Below are 16,481 nucleotides of genomic sequence, written 5' to 3'. Positions count from 1 at the left end.
CGCCCCGGCGCGGATGCGGAGTCCGAATTCCTACTCAGGGGTAGGCCGCGCGGGGGCGCTTGTTATACGGTCCGTCCAACAAGCTTGTTATACGGCCTGTCTAACAAGCGAGTGGCCGGTTCGGACCGCCGTTCGACGCCCAAGGGAGCCGCACCATGACACGCAGCAGCGCGGGCACCACCCCGCTCGCGACAGCCCCGCCCGCCACCGACCCGGCCCCGGAGCCGACCCCGGAACCCGCCCCCGGGTCGTCGCCCGCGCCGGACGACTCGGCCCGCCGGTTGCTGGACTCCGCGGCGCTCCTGTCGTACGACCCGGCCACCGAGGTGGACTGGGAGACGCCCCTCGACAGGGACTTCCACGGCGCGAGCCCGGAGTGGAGCACGCTCTACGGCACCCGCTACTGGAACGAACTGACCGAGGAGCAGCGCAAGGAGCTGACGCGGCAGGAGGCCGCGTCGGTGGCCGGCACGGGGATCTGGTTCGAGATGATCCTCCAGCAGCTGGTGCTGCGCGACCTCTACGCGAAGGACCCCACGCAGGCGCGCTTCCAGTGGGCGCTGACCGAGGTCGCCGACGAGTGCCGGCACTCGATCATGTTCGCCCGGGGCGCGCGGAAGCTCGGCGCGCCCGCCTACCGTCCCGGTCGCCTCGCGCTCGAACTCGGCCGCGCCTTCAAGACGCTGGCCTTCGGTGAGGCGGCCTACGCCGCGATCCTGGTCGCCGAGGAGGTCCTCGACGTCATGCAGCGCGACTGGATGCGCGACGAGCGGGTGGCGCCGTTCGTCCGGACCATCAGCAACATCCACGTGGTCGAGGAGTCCCGGCACATGAAGTTCGCGCGCGACGAGACCCGCCGCCGGCTCGCGGGCGCGGGCCGGGTGCGGCGCCGGATCAACGCGTTCGTGGTGGCGTCCGCCTCGTACGTCATCGTCACCAGCATGGTGAACCGGCGGGTGTACGCCGCCGCCGGCCTCGACGAGCGGCGCGCCGTGGCCGAAGCGCGGGCCAACGAGCACCACAAGGCCATGCTGCGGGCCAGTTGCGCCGGCCTGATGGAGTTCCTCGCCTCCGCCGGCCTGCTGACCCGGCCGGCGTTGGCCTTCTACCAGCGCGCCCACCTGATCTGACGAGCGGGACCGTCCATGACCTTCGCGATCACCCAGACCTGCTGCAACGACGCGTCCTGCGTGGCCGTCTGCCCGGTCAACTGCATCCGTCCGACCCCGCAGGACCGGGAGTTCGGCAGCACGGAGATGCTGCACATCGACCCGCGTTCGTGCATCTCCTGCGGCGCCTGCGCCGATGCCTGCCCGGCGGACGCGATCCTCCCGGTGGACGCCCTGACGGGCCCGCTAGGGGCGTACGCCGCCGTGAACGCGGCCTACTTCGAGGAGCCGACGGGCGCGGCAGCCGCGGATCCGACCCGTCAGGCGGACGCGTCGGGACCGCCCCGACGGGCGGCCGGGCCGAACTTCCACGCCTGGGACGCGCCCGCGTTCCGGCGGGTCCTCCCCGCGGACTTCGCGCCGCTGCACGTGGCGGTCGTGGGCACCGGCCCCGCCGGCATGTACGCGGTCGAGGACCTGCTGCTGTACACCGGCGCCCGGGTGACGCTGGTGGACCGGCTGCCGGTCGCCGGCGGCCTGGTGCGGTACGGCGTCGCCCCCGACCACCGGGGGACCAAGAAGGTCGCCGACGTGTTCGCGCGCTTCCACGCGCACCCGCGCGTACGGCTGTTCCTGGGGCTGGAGGTGGGGCGGGACGTCTCCGCCGAGGAGCTCGCGGCGCACCACGACGCCGTCGTGTACGCCGTCGGGGCCGCGGACGACCGGCGGCTCGGCATCCCCGGCGAGGAGCTGCCGGGCTGCCTGTCCTCCCGGGTCGTCACCGCCTGGTACAACGCCCACCCCGAGGTGCCGGCCGACGCGGTCGACCTCTCGGACACCGAGCGCGCCGTCGTGGTGGGCAACGGCAACGTGGCCCTGGACATCGCCCGGCGGCTGCTCACCGACCCGGCCGCGCTGGCCGCCACGGACATGGCCGACCACGCCCTGGCCGCGCTGCGGGGCTCCCGGGTGCGGGAGGTGGTCGTCCTCGGACGGCGCGGGCCCACGGAGGCGGCGTACACCCGGTCGGAGCTCCTCGCCCTGCGCCACCTGCCGGGCGTGGAGCTGGTCGTGGACGGCCACGACCCGCGCACCGGCGCCGCGATCGACGCGGCGGGCCCCGGCGACAAGGCGGCGCTCCTGCACGGCCTGCCGCGCGCCGCGGTCGACTGGGCGCGCCCGCCCGCTCCGGGGCGGCGGATCGTCCTGAGGTTCCACAGCGCCCCGGTCGAGGCGCTGGGTGCGGGGCGGGTGGAGACCGTACGCGTCACGGGCCGGGCGCGGGGCACCCGGGACATCGCGGCGGGCCTGTTGGTCCGGGCCGTCGGACACCGCGGCTCGCCCGTCGCCGGGCTGCCCTTCGACGAGGTCTCCGGGACCGTCCCGCACGAGGGCGGCCGGGTCGTCGGCCGGTCGGGGACGTACGTCGTGGGCTGGATCAAACGCGGCCCCACGGGCGGCATCGGGGCCAACCGGACCTGCGCCGCCGAGACCGTCGCCACCCTCCTCGCGGACGCGGTGGCCGGTGCGCTGCCCGCCCCCGCACGGCCGCCGGAGGGGTTCCGGCGGCTGGCCCGGCGGCGGGTGCGGCGGCTGGTCGACGCCCGCGGACTCGCGGCGGTCGACCGGGCCGAGCGGGCCCGCGGCCGCCGAGTGGGGCGGCCCCGCGCGAAGTTCGCCACAGTCGGCGAACTCGTGGCGGCGGCGCGGCGGGCACCGTGGAGGATGTGAGCATGGCTGACCACGACTTGGCGGGCTTCGAGAAGACGAGCTTCACGCACGACGGCACCCGGCGCCGCGTGCTGCGCCGCGGCACCGGTCCCGCGGTGATCGTGATGGCGGAGATACCGGGCATCACCCCCAAGGTGCTCGAGTTCGCCGCCCGCGTGGCGGACCTCGGGTGCACGGCGGTGCTGCCGGTGCTGTTCGGCACGCCGGGCCGCGATCCGCACCCCGACGCGCACGGCCGGGTCGCGGCGGCCCGCTACCTGGCCAGCACCGTCGCGCGCGTGTGCGTGAGCCGCGAGTTCACGCTCATGGCGACGGGCCGCAGTTCGCGCGTGGTGACATGGCTGCGGGCGCTGGCCGCGCACGAGCACGAACGGTGCGGCGGCCCGGGCGTCGGGGCCGTGGGGATGTGCCTGACCGGGGGGTTCGCCCTGGCGATGGCCACGGACGAGCGGCTGCTGGCGCCGGTGCTGTCCCAGCCGTCGCTGCCGCTGGCCGGCCTGCCCGGCCGGGCCGGCACCGTCGACATCGGCCCGGCGGAGCTGGCGGTGGTCCGCGGGCGCTGCGAGCGCGAGGGCCTCCAGGTCCTGGGACTGCGGTTCCAGGGCGACCGGTTGGTGCCCGGGGAGCGGTTCGCGTTCCTGCGCCGCGAGCTCGGGGACGCGTTCGTCGCCGTCGAACTCGACGACGCCAGCGCGAACCCGGACGCCGTGCTCCCGCCGCACTCCGTGCTGACGGAGCACCTGGTCGACGAGCCGGGGCAGCCCACCCGCGAGGCGCTGGAGCAGGTGCTCGACCTGTTCCGCACCCGGCTGCTCGGGGCGCCGGCGGCCTGACCCGGATCCACCGGGGCGGCGGCCGGTGGACGCCCGCGCGTCACTGGGCCAGGTATCCGCCGTCGACCGGGAGGACCGCGCCGGTGACGAAGGACGCCTCGGGCGAGGCGAGGAAGAGGATCGCGGCCGCGACCTCCTCCGGCAGCCCGAGGCGCCCCAGCGGGTGCAGGCGCACGATGGCGTCGAGGTACTCGGGTCCCCCGGGCTCCTCCGGGAGCCGCGCGACCCGTTCGGTGCGGATCGTGCCGGGAGCCACGGCGTTCACGCGGATGCCGTGCCCGGCCCACTCCACGGCCAGGTGCTTGGTCAGGCCGCTGGCGACGAACTTGGCCGGGCCGTAGACCGCCTGGCCCTTCTGGCCCGCCTCGCCGGAGATGGACGAGACGCACACGATCGAGCCGCCGTCACCCTGCGCCAGCATGGCCTCGATCGCGTACTTGCACGTCAGGAACATCCCGCGGCCGTCCACCGCCATCACCCGGTCGAAGTCCTCGGCGCCGGCCTCGCGGATGTCCATGAGCGGGATGACCCCGGCGTTGGCGACGGCCACGTCCAGTCGGCCGTGCGCGGCGACCGCCGCCTCGACCATGCGGCGCGCGTCCTCGGGCCGGGACACGTCCCCCACGACGAGGGTGACCGCCGGGCCGGGCAGGTCGGCGGCGAGCCGGTCCAGCCCGTCGGCGTCGATGTCGCAGGCGACGACGTGGGCGCCCTCCTGGTGGAAACGCGCCGCGGTGGCCCTGCCGATCCCCGAGGCGGCGCCGGTCACCAGGCAGACCCGGCCGTCGAGGCGGGGCGAGTGAGGTGGCATGTCACCCATCGTGCCGGTGCGGACGCGTTCCGTGCCACCGCAACGCCGCGGCCCGGCCCGCGACGGTGCGGCCGGCCGGGAACGGGGTGGGCCGGAAGGCCGGGCCGGCAACGGGTGGGCCGGAAGGCCGGCCGGCAACGGGTGGGCCGGAAGGCCGGGCTGGAAACGGGGTGGGCCGGAAGGCCGGGCGGACGCGGCGGCGACCAGGCGCGGCTACCAAGGTCCCTCCCGGGCGTCAAGACACGACTTCCAGGGGCATGACGGGGGGCGCGCGGCAGGGCGTACTGGAAGTGCACCACCCGCCCGGCCCGCCCCTTCCGTCAGAGGAGAAGCACCGTGACCCGTCCCTTCCGCCCCCACCGTCTCGTCCTCTTCGCCGCCTCGACCGCGATGGCCGCGGGCGGCGTCCTCGTCCCCGCGACGGCCTTCGCCGCCACCCCCGCCACGGCCCACGCGGTCGTGAAGGGCGGTGCCGTCGACGGCGCCGGCAGCAGCTCCACGCTGGAGCACAGGGCGGAGCCGGGCGCCCCCGGCACCATCCGGATCGACCCCGGCAAGGGCGACGGTCCCCTCAAGAAGCACCGGCCGCACAAGGGCGAGGGCGGGAAGAAGCACCACACGGAGCCGGAGTGGGTGTGCATCACCGCCCCGTGCGGGCCGCCCGAGGACACCTCGGTGAGCGGCAACGCGTGAGGAGCGGCGACGACCGGGGCCCCGTCCCTTCCGGACGGGGCCCCGGTCGTCGCTGTCCGGCGGCCGGCCGGTCAGCCGGTCAGCCGGTCGCGTGCGGACGGGCGTACGGCCGGCGGTGCAGCGCGGGCGCGGCCGCGTGGAGCGGCGGGGTCGGCAGGCCCGCGCCGGCCCGCAGCCCGCTCAGGAACGCGGCCAGTGCCTCCGTCGCCGTGTGCCGGGGCCGCCAGCCGAGTTCCCCGCGCGCCCGCGCGGTGTCCAGCAGCGGCAGCCGCAGGACCGCGTCGAACAGGCCGGGGTCGGCCGGCACCAGGCGCAGCCGCCACGCGGCGGCCAGCGCCGCCCGCGCCGCGGCGGCCGGCAGCGGCACCGTCCGCGCCTCCAGCAGGTCGGCCAGCACCCCGGCGTCCACGACCGGGTCGGCCGCCAGGTTGAACGGTCCCCGCACCGGCCGCAGCACGGCGGCGGCGTACGCGGCCGCCGCGTCGTCGGTGTGCAGCGCCTGGAAGCGCAGGCCGGGCAGGTCGGGCACCACCGGAAGCAGGTCGGGGCGCAGCAGCCGCTGCGGCAGCAGCCCGCCCGCGAAGATCCGCCACTGCTCGGAGGCGGCGGTCTCCTTGAAGAGGAAGCCGGGCCGCATCCTGACCACCCGCAGCTCCGGATGGGCCAGTTGGAACCCGTCGAGGTAGCGCTCCACGTACGCCTTCTCGCGGGTGTAGGCCGCCCCCGGCCAGCCGTGGGTGGGCCAGGACTCGTCCACGGGGCGGCCGTCCGGCGGACCGGGCGCGTACGCCCCGACCGAGGACGCGTACACGAGGGCCCGTACGCCGGCCGCGGCGGCCGCCTCGCACACGCGGACGGTCCCCAGGACGTTGGTGCGCCAGGTCTCCACCGGCCGGCGGGCGGGCTGGAACTTCCAGGCGAGGTGGACCACGGCGTCGGCCCCGTCGAAGAGCGGCTCCAGGGAGGTGCCGCCCGGATCGACGTCGGCCTCGGCCCACCGGACCCCCTGGGGGTGCCACTCGGGAATCCGGCGGGCCAGCCCCAGGACCTCGGTGACCTGCGGTTCTCCGGCCAGGTGCCGGACGACGCTCGTCCCGGCGTTCCCGGTGGCCCCGACGACGACGGCCTTCATGGCTCAGGCCGCCCTGCTCCGGTCCGCGCCGCCGGATTCCTCACCGTCGTCCTTGCCGCGGCCGGACAGCAGGTCGCGGGCCCGGTCGACGAGTCCGATGCCGGGGCCGACCAGCTTGTTCGCGGGCGGCGTGGAGGGGAGGCCGGGGTGCGGGCGGGTGGGGGCCGTCTTCTTGGCCGTCCGGATCTTGTCGCCGAGGTCGTGGAGCATCCCGGCCTGGCAGGCCCGGCGCAGCGCCGGGAAGAGGTTCTCCTCCTCGTCGGCGATGTGGTCCAGCACCTCGGTCTCGATCCGCCGCATCGTGGTGGTGAAGGCGGCACCGGAGGCGTCGAGGTCCTCCAGTTCCTTGAGGAGCGCCTCCACCTTGGCGTGGTCCTCGATCTCCTTGTCGGCGATCGAGTCACCGCCGTCGATGTGCTCGCGCACCGCGGGATAGAGGTACATCTCCTCGGCGATCGAGTGGCGCACCAGCTCGATCGTCATCTTGTCGGCGAGGGTGCGCCGCTCGTCGGCGGCGGTGGTGCGGTCGATCCGCTGGAAGAAGTCCTTCACCTCGCCGTGGTCGGCGGTCAGCTCTGCGATGACGTCTCCGCCATGGCCCATGATCCGTACTCCTCGCGTTCGTCGGCGCGCCGTCCCGGGGGCAGGGGCCCGCACCGGGCGGCCGTACGGAAGCGCGGCTGCCCGGTACGGCGCCGGACATGCGCGCACGGCCCCACGGATCGACGGGTGTCCCGAAACGGATCCGGATGCGGCTCCGGATCCGGCCGGCGGCGGGGTTTCCGGCCCTTCCGGCAGGGCAGTCGCCGGGTATGGACGTCACACGCGTCGCCACCGACTTCGAGCTGCTCGACATCTCCGTCATACCGGAGGGGCTCGACAGGATCCGGATCCCGCTGGGCCCGGGACCGGTGCGCAGGCCCGTCGAGCTGCCCGAGGGGGCGGTGGTCACCGTCGCGCTCACGTTCCGGCTGGGTACGGACGTCGACGGTCTGACGTTCACCGACACGCGGAGCTCCGAGGGCCGGGTCACGGCCAGTACGCAGACGCCGCTGGGCGGGTTCCGGGCGGGCGGCCCGTACGAGATCCACCTGCGGCCCGAGCGCCTGCCCAAGAGCCGCACGGGCGGTGATGTGACGTACGACGTCACGGGGGTGTTCACGGACGGGTCGGGGCGGGTGCTGGCCAGCGAGTACCACGGCTTCCGCATCGTCCGTCAGCCGCGGCCCGTCCGGGGGCGCTGACCCCGGGACCCGCACTCCCGCACAGGGCCAATAGGGGATGAATCTCCTCCAACCCTCAGGATTTGATTGAACCGGGTGGCGACCCGGCCTAGGGTCCACAGCGACCCCGGGCCGGGTTCCCGTGCCGGGCCCCGGGTCTCCAGCGTCCCTCGCCCCAGGCCCGGGGCCGGCCGCGCGTGCGGCCGTATCGACCGGAGGCCGCCCATGTCCCGCCGCAAGACGCTCACGGTGGCGACGGCCGTCGTCCTGCTCGCCCTCGCGTTCCCCTGCTCGGCGACCGGTTCGCCGGTGGCCACCTGCCTCGGCAAGCCGGTCACGCTCACCGGCTCCGGCACGATCACCGGCACCGCGGGGGACGACGTCATCCTCGCCGGGGCCGGCGAGGACACGATCGACGCGGGCGGCGGCAACGACCTGGTCTGCTCCGGAGCCGGCGACGACACGGTCCGTGGCGGTGACGGCGACGACCAGGTGGACGCCGGGACGGGCGACGACGTCGTGCACGGCGAGGCCGGCAACGACAGCCTCGCCGGCGGACTCGGCGACGACCGGGTGGACGGCGGGTCGGGAGACGACCTCGTGCGCGGCGATCTGATCTCCACCCGGACACCGGTCGAGGGCGGCGGCAACGACGTCGTACGGGGCGGCGACGGCAACGACCGGGTCGGCGGCGACAGCATCGCCTTCGGTGCGAGCGCCACCGGCGGCGGCAACGACGCCGTCTACGGCGACGCCGGCGACGACCACATGGTGGGCGACAGCCGCGGCGGCATCGACGCCTCGGGCGGCGGCAACGACTTCCTCGACGGCGGCGCCGGGGACGACCAGATCACGGGGGACTCCTCGGCCGAGTCCCGGGCCACGGGCAGCGGGAACGACGTCATCGTGGGCGGCGCGGGCGACGACGCGCTCATCGGGGACAGCAACTCCGGCCGCGTCGCCCACGGCCGCGACGAGCCCGGTGCGGGCACCGGAGCGGGTACCGGGTCCGGGTCCGGGTCCGGCAAGGGAACGGGTACGGAGCCGGGCACGGCCTCCGGCACGGGCGGCGCCCCCGCCGGGTCGCCGGCCGCCGCACCGGCAGTCGCCGCCGATGCGGGCGGCAACGACGTGCTCGACGCCGGCGAGGGCACCGCCGACACGTGCGACGGCAAGGAGGGCACCGACCTGGCCGTCGGCTGCGAGACGGCCACCAACGTGCCGTAGGGCCGAGGCCACTCCCCCACCACCGCGCGGACCGGCTCCCCCACGGGATCCGGTCCGCCCCCGCGTGCCGCCGCCCCCTCCCGCGCGGACCGACCGGCGACTGCCGGAAGTGTTGGTCACTGTCCCCGGACGGGCGAACCCGGGGTGGTCCGGTCCGTGCAGCCGTACGGAACCCGCGCGCGGCGCGCGGGGAACGGCAACGGTGGGTTAAGGAGCCGTCCTCATGGGAGAGTTGACGACCTTTCGGATGCCGGCGTGCGGTGCCGGCACGGCGGCGGACGCCGCGCTGGGCCGGGCGATGGTGGCGGCCTGGCGGCGGGACGGGATCTTCCAGGTGGCGGCGGACGCCGGTGGCCGCGCCCGCACCGAGGACGCCCTGGCGGCAAGCCGGCGGTTCTTCGCCCGGCCGTACCCGGAGAAGGCCGCGCTGGTCAGCGACGTGTCGTACAGCGGGTACATCGCCTCCGGCGAGGAGCTGACGGCGGGCCGCCCGGACCGTTCGGAGGTCTTCACCGTCACCCCGGACCTGCCGCCTACCCACCCGCGGGTGCGGGCGGGCTGGCCCGCGCACGGCCCGGTGCCGTGGCCGGACTCCGGGTACCGGGCGGCGATGGAGGCATACCTCGCGGTCGTCGGCGAGCTCGGCGAGCGGCTGCTGCGGCTGGTCGCGCTGGGGCTGCGCCTCGGGGAGCGCGGGGCCGCGGCCCTCGCCGGGCTGACCCGCGGCGGCTGGCACCACATGCGGGTGCTGCGCTTCCCGGCCCGCACCGTCGCGGGCGGGAGCGGGATCGGCGCGCACACGGACTACGGGCTGCTCGTCATCGCCGCCCAGGACGAGGTGGGCGGACTGTACGTGCGCCCGCCCGTGCCGGGCGAGGACCGGCCGTGCAACTGGCGGCCGGGCGAGAGCACGGCGGGCCGGTGGGAACGGGAGCCGGGGTGGTGCTTCGTGCCTCCGGTCCCGGGGGTTTTCACCGTCTTCCCGGGCGACATGATGCAGTTCCTGACGGCGGAGCTGGCGGGCGGACCGCTGCTGTCGACGCCGCACCGGGTCGCACTCGCCGAGCGTGAGCGGTACGCGCTGGCCTACTTCCACGAACCGGCCTTCGACGCCGTGCTCCGGCCGCTGCGGCCGGCCGGGCGGCGGGCGGGGCCAGGTGCGGAGGAGATCCACTACGGGGCGCACTTCACACGGATGTTCATGCGCTGCTACCCGGACCGGGTCACGACGCGCCGGATCCTGGCCGAGGACCGGCTCGCCCGGCTCTCCGCCGGCGCGCCCGTGCCCTGACCTCAGTCGGCCAGGGAGTCGAACCAGCGGGCCGTCCGGGGCGCCGACCTGAAAGCGCTGACGAAGTGGGTGGCGTCGGCCCCCTGGTCGACCACCCGCACCGCGCGGGCGCCGTGTGCGACCAGGTCGCGGGCGCAGGAGCGGGAGTTCCCGATGGGCACGTCGCGGTCGCCGGCGGCGGCGTACAGGCGGACCGGGACGGCCGGCTTCCAGTCGCAGGCCCGGCTGTTGGAGGTGAGCACGGCCTTCAGGACGCCGTGCGGGTGGCGGAGTCCCGCGGCCCAGGCCGGGGTGAGGAGTCGGCCGGCGTCCGCGGGCAGGGCGGCGAGGACCGCGTCCTCCTGGTGACGGCCGTCGAACAGGTCCTCGACGAAGGAGGCGTAGGGGGCCTTGAACACGTCGGACGGGCTCTTGTACAGCGGGTGGAGCCGGTTCTGCGCGGTGAGGAAGTAGGAGAGGTAGAAGACGCCGCTGTGCGGGTCGACGCGGCCGTCGAACAGGGCCGGCACCTGCTCGCCCGCGATGTCGTACGGGCCGGCGATCGGGGCGAGGGCGCGGAGCCGGAACCCGGAGCCGGGGCGGGCGAGTTCGCGGCCGAGGGCCATCGCGACCTGGCCGCCCTGGGAGAAGCCGGTGACGTACACGTCGCGGCTGACGGGGCGGCCGAGACGGGCGGCGGCCGCGCGGGCGGCGCGGAGCATGTCGTGCGAGGCGGTGACGGACGAGCGGGTGTCCATGTAGGGGTGCCGGCCGGGGCCGCCGCCGAGCCCGAGGTAGTCCGGCGCGGCGACGGCCCGCCCGGCGGAGGCGTGCAGGTAGGCGGTCAGCCGGTTGTCGCCGATACCGCCGGAGGGGGCGCTGTCGCGGTGGGTGACGGTGCCGTGGGTGTCGGACACCAGGTCGAGGCGGCGCGGCCCGCCGACGGGCAGCACCAGCAGCCCGGTCGCCGTGGTGGGGCGCCCGTGCGGGGTGACGGTGGCGTACGTGAGCCGGTAGGCGCGGACGCCGTACCGCAGCGGGGCGCCCTTGATCCCGGCCTGGGTCTCGTACGCGACGACCTGCTGCCGGTCGAACGCGCCGACCGGGGTCAGGGCGAGCAGCGTGCCGCGCCCGGCGGGGGCGACGGCCGGGGGGCGGGCGGGCGTCGCGGCGAACGCCGCGGGGGCGGCCGCACCCGCGAGCACGGCCGCGAGCAGCACGGCGGCGGCCGCCCGCCGCGCCGACCCCGGCGCGCGGAGCACGCCCTGGCGTCCCGTCACGTTCCGTGCGTACGTACTGGAGTCGTCGGTGTCGATGTCGTTCGTCATGGCCCCGACGCTACGGAGGGCCACCCCGCCCCCGACATCCGGCCGACCGCCCACCCGTGGTGGGGTAAACCCCCGTCCCGGTGGAGGGGTTGGCCCCGGCGCCCGCCCCTCCCCCTCACCTCTCACCCGGTCGGGCGGACGGCGGACACCGCGACCGGAGGGACACGCGGGGCCGCGTGCGCCGGGTACGGGCCGCGCGGCGCGCGCGTCCTACGGTGGCCGCATGGCCCACGAGCCCACCCCCGGCGCGGCTGCCGAGCCGCCCCCCGCGCGGGACCCCCAGCTGGAGTCGGCGCGCCTCAAGGAGCGCCTGTACGCGGCGATCACCATGATCGCGGTGGCCATCGGCCTGGCCGTGGCCGAGCACACCACCGCCCCCGCCGCCGCGGCCTCGGTCGGCGCGACCTCGGTCGGCCTGTGGCTGGCGACGCTGGTGGCGGACGCGCAGGCGCACCGCGTGGTGCACGGCAGCACCGGTGGCGTCCGCGAGCTGCGCCGCCTGCTGTTCGTCTCCAGTCCGCTGCTGCTGTCGGCCGTGGGGCCCCTGGTCCTCATCGGGGCGGCGGGGCTGGGCCTGATGGCCCTCGACACCGCACTGCTCACCTCGGCCGGCGTGAACGTGGCCGGGCTGTTCGCCTGGGGCTGCTCCGGAGCGCTGAAGATGGGCGGCGGCACGGTCGCGGCCCTGGTGGGCGGGGCCGTCGACGCGGCGATCGGCACCCTGGTCGCACTGGTCAAGGCCGCCGGGCACTGAACGCGCGGCGGCGCGGGCTCACCGGGTGACGACGAGGGTGTGCGGCGCGGCCGCGGGGGTCGCGGGCAGGCGCAGGGGGCGCCGGCCGGGGGTGAGGGAGCCGAGCACGCGGGGGCCTACGGCGCCCGTGCAGGCGGGCGCGTTGCCGGGCAGTCCCAGGGCGGTGAGGAAGCCGAGCACGGCGAACGCGTACGCCTCCTTGGCCTGCGCGGGCAGGCCCAGGCCGTCCGACTCCCGCACCGGTACGCCCGGCAGCTCGCGACGGAGCCGGTCCATCAGGACCGGGTTGCGGACGCCGCCGCCCGAGGCCACCACCTCCGTCGCGCCGAGCGGACGTACCGCGTCGGCGATCGTGCGGGCGGTCAGGAGGGTGAGGGTGGCGACGACGTCCCGGTCGGGTCCCTCGAGTCCCGCGGCGTGCAGGGCCGCGCGCAGGTAGCCCCCGTTGAACAGCTCCTTGCCGGTCGTCCGGGGCACCGGCAGCCGGTAGTAGGGCTCGGCCAGCAGGTACCGCAGCAGCGGCTCGTGGACCGCGCCCGCCGCGGCGAGCCGGCCGTCCTCGTCGTGGTCGCGGCGTCCGCCGGTGAGTTCGCGTACGGCGGCGTCGATCAGGGCGTTGCCGGGACCGGTGTCGAAGGCCACCGCGCCGTCGCCGGTGCCCGCTGCCGGGCGGACCGCGGTGATGTTGGCGATCCCACCGATGTTGAGCGCCACCGGGCGGCCGGGGCGGCCGCGCAGCCACATCCGGTCCACCAGGCCGACCAGCGGGGCGCCCTGGCCGCCGGCCGCGACGTCCCGCGGCCGGAAGTCGGCCGCCACCGGGAGGCCGGTGGCCTCGGCGATCCAGGCGGGCTGTCCCAGCTGGAGGGTGCCGTGCACCCGGCCGCCCGGGTCCGCCCAGTGGTAGACGGTCTGGCCGTGCGAGGCGACCAGCTCCGCCGCTCCCGCGCACAGTTCGCGGTCGGCGAGCACGGCGACGTCGGCGAAGGCCCGGCCGATGCCGGTGTCGAGCCGGCAGACGTCCGCCATGGTGACGGCCCCGGGCGGCAGGGCCCGGACGAGGGCCTCCTTGAGGTCGGCGGCGTACGGCCGGCTGAGCGCGCCCAGCGGGGTGAGGCGCAGCGTGCCGCCGTCCACGGCGAGGTCGGCGGCCGCGGCGTCGACGGCGTCGTACGACGTCCCGGACATCAGGCCGATCACGCGCAGGCCGTGCGCTCCGGTCACCGCAGGGGCCGCAGGTGGTCGTCGGGGCGCAGGGTCCACAGGGCCGGCAGGCTCAACGTGCAGGCGGCGGCCGCGTAGAGGGCCGGTACGTCGGCGCGTCCGGTGCTCTGGGCGAGCCGCGTGACGGTGAGGCCGGCGCAGCCCGCGAACACCGCGTTGGCCAGTGCGTACGCCGTGCCCAGACCGGTGCAGCGCACGCGGGCCGGGAACATCTCGGCGAGCATCGCCGGCCCCGGCCCGGCCAGCAGGCCTACCAGGGCCCCGGCGAGCAGGACAGCCGCGGCCTTGCCCGTTGTGGCCGCGGCGGGGTCCGTGATCAGGGCGAACAGCGGCAGGGCCAGGCCGATGACCAGCACGGTGCCGGTGAGCATGACGGCACGGCGGCCGACCCGGTCGCTCAGCGCGCCGGCGGGCACGATGGCCGCGGCGAACCCGAGGTTGGCGAGCAGCGTGGCGAGCAGCGCGTCGCGGTAGGAGGTGCCGAGCGCGGTCTGGAGGTGGGAGGGGAGGACGACGAGGAAGGCGTACCCGGCACCGGACCAGCCGACGATGCGCCCGCTGCCGAGCAGCACCGCCCCGACCGCCGCACCGGCCGGGAGGGACAGGGCCGCGGGGTCGGGCGCGGCCGCCGCCGTGCCGGCCGCGGCCGGGGCCCGCTGGGCCGTCGCCCCGCCGGGCGGCGCGGGGACGGCGGCGACGGCGAGGAACTCCGGGGTCTCCGGGAGTCGGACCCGCAGGGCCAGCGCGGCCGCACCCAGAGGGAGCGTCAGCAGGAAGGCGATCCGCCAGCCCCACGCGTACAGTTCGCCCTCCGGCAGTGCGGTCGCCAGGGCGGCGGCGGTGCCCGCGCCCGCCAGCAGCCCGAGCGCGACGGTGCACGACTGCCAGGAGCCGTACCGGCCGCGCCGACCGGGCGGAGCGAACTCCGTGAGGACGGAGACCGCGCCACCGAACTCGCCGCCCGCGCACAGGCCCTGAAGCGCGCGCAGCACGGTGAGCAGGACGGGAGCGGCCGGACCGGCCGCGGCATGGCCGGGCAGCACTCCGATGGCCGCGGTGGCCAGGGTCATCAGGGTGAGGGAGGCGAGCAGGGCGGGGCGCCGGCCCGCGCGGTCGCCGAGCCGGCCGAAGAGCAGTGCCCCGACCGGCCGGAAGAAGAAGGCCAGGGCGAACGCCGCGTAGGTGGCGGCGAGCGAGCCGGTGTCGACCGTGCCGGTCGGGGAGAAGAACGTGGCGGCGAGGACGGTGGCGAAGTAGCCGTAGACGCCGAACTCGTACCACTCGACGAAGTTGCCGACGGCACCGGCGAGGACCGCCTGCCGCACCGTCGGCCCGGCGCGTTCCGGCGGGGCGGGCCGCGCCGCGGGCGGCGGGAGCGCGGAGGTCGTCACGCGGGCACGCTTCCCGCCGGGCCGGGCGGCCCAACCGCGTGCCGCCCGGCATTCCACCGACCGGCCGACGCCGTACACGTACGACCGCCCCCCGGCGCATCGCAGCGGCCCGGCGGCGTCGGTGACGGCCGTCGAAGAGGCCTCCGGGACGCCGCTTCCGACGGGGTGGCAGAGTGAGGCCTCCGCAGTCGGAACAGGTGCCCGACCGGCCGGTCCACCGCCCCGTTCACCCGGCCGCCGGACACCCAACGAGGGGGGTCTTCCATGCCGAAACGTCACGCCGTGGTGGCCGGGGCCGGTATCGCCGGACTCACCGCCGCCGTCGCCCTGCACCGCCGCGGCTGGCACGTCACCGTCTGCGAACGCGCCCCCGAACCCCCCGTCACCGGGGCCGGCATCGGCCTCGCACCCAACGCCCTGCGCGCCCTAGAAGCCATCGGCGTCGACGCCGCCTACGCCGCGGGCCGCGCGGTGCCCGCGACGATGGGGGTGCGCGGCGCCGGCGGGCGGTGGCTCGTCCGCTCCGCCACCGCGGACCTGGCGGCCCGCTACGGCACCGCCCCCATCGCCGTCCCGCGCCCGGCCCTCACCACTGCCCTGGCCGCCGCACTGCCGCCGGGGTCCCTGCGCTACGGAACCGCCGTGACCGCGGTCGACGACTCCTCCGGCCGGCCGACCGTACGTACGACGGACGGCCCGGACCTGCACGCCGACCTGGTCGTCGCCGCCGACGGCATCCACAGCCCGCTGCGGCGTGCGTTCTTCCCCGACCACCCCGGTCTGCACTACCTCGGCGAGACCGCCTGGCGGGCGCTCGTGGACGCGCCGGACCTCCGGGTGCCGGCCATGACCGAAACCTGGGGGCGGGGCGAGCGGTTCGGCGTGACCCCGCTCTCGGACGGGCGGTACTACGTGTACGCGACCGCCGTCGTACCCCCCGGTACGCGGCCGTCCGACGCGCGCGCCGAACTCCGCCGCCGCTTCGGCACGTGGCACGACCCGATCCCTGCCCTGCTGGACCGCATCGGCCGCCTCGACGCCGCCGACGTCCTCCAGAACGACCTCTACGACCTGGCCGCCCCGCTCCCCCGCCTGCACCACGGCCGGATCGCCTGGCTCGGCGACGCCGCCCACGCCATGGCGCCCAACCTCGGCCAGGGCGGCTGCCAGGGCATCGAGGACGCGGCGGTGCTGGCCCACCTGCTCCCCGCGGGCGACGACGCGGACGCCACGGACGCCGTACCGGCAGCCCTGGCCGCGTACACCGCCGCCCGCCGCGACCGGACCGACGCGGTACGGGTCCGCGCCCGCCGGGTCGGCCGCCTCGGGGCGCTCCGCAACCCCCTCGCGACGGCGGCCCGCGACCTCGCGGTCCACGCCACGCCCACCCGCCTGGCCCTGCGAGGCATGGACGACCTCTTCAACGGCTTCCACCTCCCGGAGTAGCCGCACACCCCCACCGGCCCGAGCCGACAACCGCAACCGACAGCCGACAGCCGACAGCCGACAGCCGACAGCCGACACAACCAACCAGCAACCACCGGTGTCACGGGAGCAAGCGCGACGGGTCGGGAAGCTGACACCCGGGCCGCCATCTCACAAGGGAGTGCCGGCCCGTGGTGTGTGGGGGAGGCGCTTGACAGGGGTGGCAGGTCGGGTCCGGAGGCAGGCCCGGGCCAGGGGTGGCCGAAGGCCAGGGGCGGAGCCCCCAAAGCCCCTGGGGTGGGCCTGCCGCTGGGGGTACCTCCCAGCGGT

General features: G+C 76.4%; 15 protein-coding genes. 9 read left to right on the top strand and 6 right to left on the bottom strand.

Going from position 1 to position 16,481, the window contains the following annotated elements:
- Positions 1 to 155: 155 nt before the first annotated feature.
- From IF43_RS0124775 to IF43_RS0124765, 3 genes are read left to right on the top strand one after another with little or no spacing between them, the layout of a single operon-like run.
- Positions 156 to 1,130 carry a diiron oxygenase gene (locus tag IF43_RS0124775; RefSeq protein WP_078910421.1) on the top strand — a complete coding sequence of 325 codons (975 nt, stop codon included), beginning with the start codon at positions 156 to 158 and terminating at the stop codon, positions 1,128 to 1,130.
- A 15-nt stretch (positions 1,131 to 1,145) separates the two neighbouring features.
- A complete protein-coding gene (locus IF43_RS0124770) occupies positions 1,146 to 2,840 on the top strand; it encodes an FAD-dependent oxidoreductase (RefSeq protein WP_030204604.1) in 1,695 nt (564 codons plus the stop codon).
- Positions 2,841 to 2,842: 2 nt separating this feature from the next.
- Positions 2,843 to 3,673 carry a dienelactone hydrolase family protein gene (locus tag IF43_RS0124765; RefSeq protein ID WP_030204602.1) on the top strand — a complete coding sequence of 277 codons (831 nt, stop codon included), beginning with the start codon at positions 2,843 to 2,845 and terminating at the stop codon, positions 3,671 to 3,673.
- Between the two features lie 40 nt (positions 3,674 to 3,713).
- Here IF43_RS0124765 and IF43_RS0124760 read toward each other — a convergent pair whose 3' ends face one another.
- Entirely contained in the window at positions 3,714 to 4,484 is a 771-nt protein-coding gene (locus tag IF43_RS0124760) for an SDR family NAD(P)-dependent oxidoreductase (RefSeq protein WP_030204599.1), read from the bottom strand.
- Between the two features lie 336 nt (positions 4,485 to 4,820).
- Here IF43_RS0124760 and IF43_RS0124755 point away from each other — a divergent pair, with 336 nt between their 5' ends.
- Positions 4,821 to 5,177 carry a hypothetical protein gene (locus tag IF43_RS0124755; protein WP_030204597.1) on the top strand — a complete coding sequence of 119 codons (357 nt, stop codon included), beginning with the start codon at positions 4,821 to 4,823 and terminating at the stop codon, positions 5,175 to 5,177.
- 79 nt (positions 5,178 to 5,256) lie between these two features.
- Here the strand turns inward: IF43_RS0124755 and IF43_RS0124750 are convergent, their stop codons facing one another.
- The gene (locus IF43_RS0124750) at positions 5,257 to 6,309 is read right to left on the bottom strand and encodes an NAD-dependent epimerase/dehydratase family protein (RefSeq protein ID WP_051796043.1); all 1,053 of its coding nucleotides are present in this window, start codon (positions 6,307 to 6,309) and stop codon (positions 5,257 to 5,259) included.
- Positions 6,310 to 6,312: 3 nt separating this feature from the next.
- A complete protein-coding gene (locus tag IF43_RS0124745; protein WP_051796040.1) occupies positions 6,313 to 6,912 on the bottom strand; it encodes a hemerythrin domain-containing protein in 600 nt (199 codons plus the stop codon).
- Between the two features lie 209 nt (positions 6,913 to 7,121).
- Between IF43_RS0124745 and IF43_RS0124740 the strand changes: the two genes are divergently transcribed.
- The 3 genes from IF43_RS0124740 to IF43_RS0124730 all read left to right on the top strand — a co-directional run bounded on the left by IF43_RS0124740 (position 7,122) and on the right by IF43_RS0124730 (position 10,050).
- Entirely contained in the window at positions 7,122 to 7,553 is a 432-nt protein-coding gene (locus IF43_RS0124740) for a hypothetical protein (protein WP_030204591.1), read from the top strand.
- A gap of 204 nt (positions 7,554 to 7,757) precedes the next feature.
- The gene (locus IF43_RS38280) at positions 7,758 to 8,759 is read left to right on the top strand and encodes a calcium-binding protein (protein WP_051796037.1); all 1,002 of its coding nucleotides are present in this window, start codon (positions 7,758 to 7,760) and stop codon (positions 8,757 to 8,759) included.
- A gap of 223 nt (positions 8,760 to 8,982) precedes the next feature.
- Positions 8,983 to 10,050, top strand: a complete 1,068-nt coding sequence (locus tag IF43_RS0124730; protein ID WP_030204587.1) for an isopenicillin N synthase family oxygenase — start codon at positions 8,983 to 8,985, stop codon at positions 10,048 to 10,050.
- Positions 10,051 to 10,052: 2 nt separating this feature from the next.
- On the opposite strand, the gene IF43_RS0124725 is transcribed toward IF43_RS0124730, so the two are convergent.
- On the bottom strand, positions 10,053 to 11,357 hold the full coding sequence (locus tag IF43_RS0124725; RefSeq protein WP_030204586.1) for a hypothetical protein: 1,305 nt from the start codon (positions 11,355 to 11,357) through the stop codon (positions 10,053 to 10,055).
- 223 nt (positions 11,358 to 11,580) lie between these two features.
- Here IF43_RS0124725 and IF43_RS0124720 point away from each other — a divergent pair, with 223 nt between their 5' ends.
- The gene (locus IF43_RS0124720; protein ID WP_030204585.1) at positions 11,581 to 12,111 is read left to right on the top strand and encodes a hypothetical protein; all 531 of its coding nucleotides are present in this window, start codon (positions 11,581 to 11,583) and stop codon (positions 12,109 to 12,111) included.
- Between the two features lie 18 nt (positions 12,112 to 12,129).
- Here IF43_RS0124720 and IF43_RS0124715 read toward each other — a convergent pair whose 3' ends face one another.
- Positions 12,130 to 13,317 carry an anhydro-N-acetylmuramic acid kinase gene (locus IF43_RS0124715; RefSeq protein WP_030204580.1) on the bottom strand — a complete coding sequence of 396 codons (1,188 nt, stop codon included), beginning with the start codon at positions 13,315 to 13,317 and terminating at the stop codon, positions 12,130 to 12,132.
- A gap of 14 nt (positions 13,318 to 13,331) precedes the next feature.
- Complete coding sequence (locus IF43_RS0124710) at positions 13,332 to 14,660, bottom strand: MFS transporter (protein WP_051796058.1); 1,329 nt, start codon at positions 14,658 to 14,660, stop codon at positions 13,332 to 13,334.
- Positions 14,661 to 14,990: 330 nt separating this feature from the next.
- On the opposite strand from IF43_RS0124710, the gene IF43_RS0124705 reads away from it, so the two are divergent.
- Positions 14,991 to 16,172, top strand: a complete 1,182-nt coding sequence (locus IF43_RS0124705) for an FAD-dependent monooxygenase (RefSeq protein ID WP_030204576.1) — start codon at positions 14,991 to 14,993, stop codon at positions 16,170 to 16,172.
- Positions 16,173 to 16,481: the final 309 nt, after the last annotated feature.

Source organism: Streptomyces sp. NRRL S-87, assembly GCF_000719335.1.
Classification (GTDB): domain Bacteria; phylum Actinomycetota; class Actinomycetes; order Streptomycetales; family Streptomycetaceae; genus Streptomyces.
The sequence above is the reverse complement of the archived record's forward strand: the minus strand, read 5'-3'. Positions and strand labels throughout refer to the sequence as shown.

Bases quoted from the DNA above. Each gene is read 5' to 3' on its own strand.
- IF43_RS0124775 (WP_078910421.1), top strand. From the start codon at position 156: ATGACACGCAGCAGCGCGGGCACCACCCCGCTCGCGACAGCCCCGCCC.
- IF43_RS0124770 (WP_030204604.1), top strand. From the start codon at position 1,146: ATGACCTTCGCGATCACCCAGACCTGCTGCAACGACGCGTCCTGCGTG.
- IF43_RS0124765 (WP_030204602.1), top strand. From the start codon at position 2,843: ATGGCTGACCACGACTTGGCGGGCTTCGAGAAGACGAGCTTCACGCAC.
- IF43_RS0124760 (WP_030204599.1), bottom strand. From the start codon at position 4,484: ATGCCACCTCACTCGCCCCGCCTCGACGGCCGGGTCTGCCTGGTGACC.
- IF43_RS0124750 (WP_051796043.1), bottom strand. From the start codon at position 6,309: ATGAAGGCCGTCGTCGTCGGGGCCACCGGGAACGCCGGGACGAGCGTC.
- IF43_RS0124745 (WP_051796040.1), bottom strand. From the start codon at position 6,912: ATGGGCCATGGCGGAGACGTCATCGCAGAGCTGACCGCCGACCACGGC.
- IF43_RS0124740 (WP_030204591.1), top strand. From the start codon at position 7,122: ATGGACGTCACACGCGTCGCCACCGACTTCGAGCTGCTCGACATCTCC.
- IF43_RS38280 (WP_051796037.1), top strand. From the start codon at position 7,758: ATGTCCCGCCGCAAGACGCTCACGGTGGCGACGGCCGTCGTCCTGCTC.
- IF43_RS0124730 (WP_030204587.1), top strand. From the start codon at position 8,983: ATGGGAGAGTTGACGACCTTTCGGATGCCGGCGTGCGGTGCCGGCACG.
- IF43_RS0124725 (WP_030204586.1), bottom strand. From the start codon at position 11,357: ATGACGAACGACATCGACACCGACGACTCCAGTACGTACGCACGGAAC.
- IF43_RS0124720 (WP_030204585.1), top strand. From the start codon at position 11,581: ATGGCCCACGAGCCCACCCCCGGCGCGGCTGCCGAGCCGCCCCCCGCG.
- IF43_RS0124705 (WP_030204576.1), top strand. From the start codon at position 14,991: ATGCCGAAACGTCACGCCGTGGTGGCCGGGGCCGGTATCGCCGGACTC.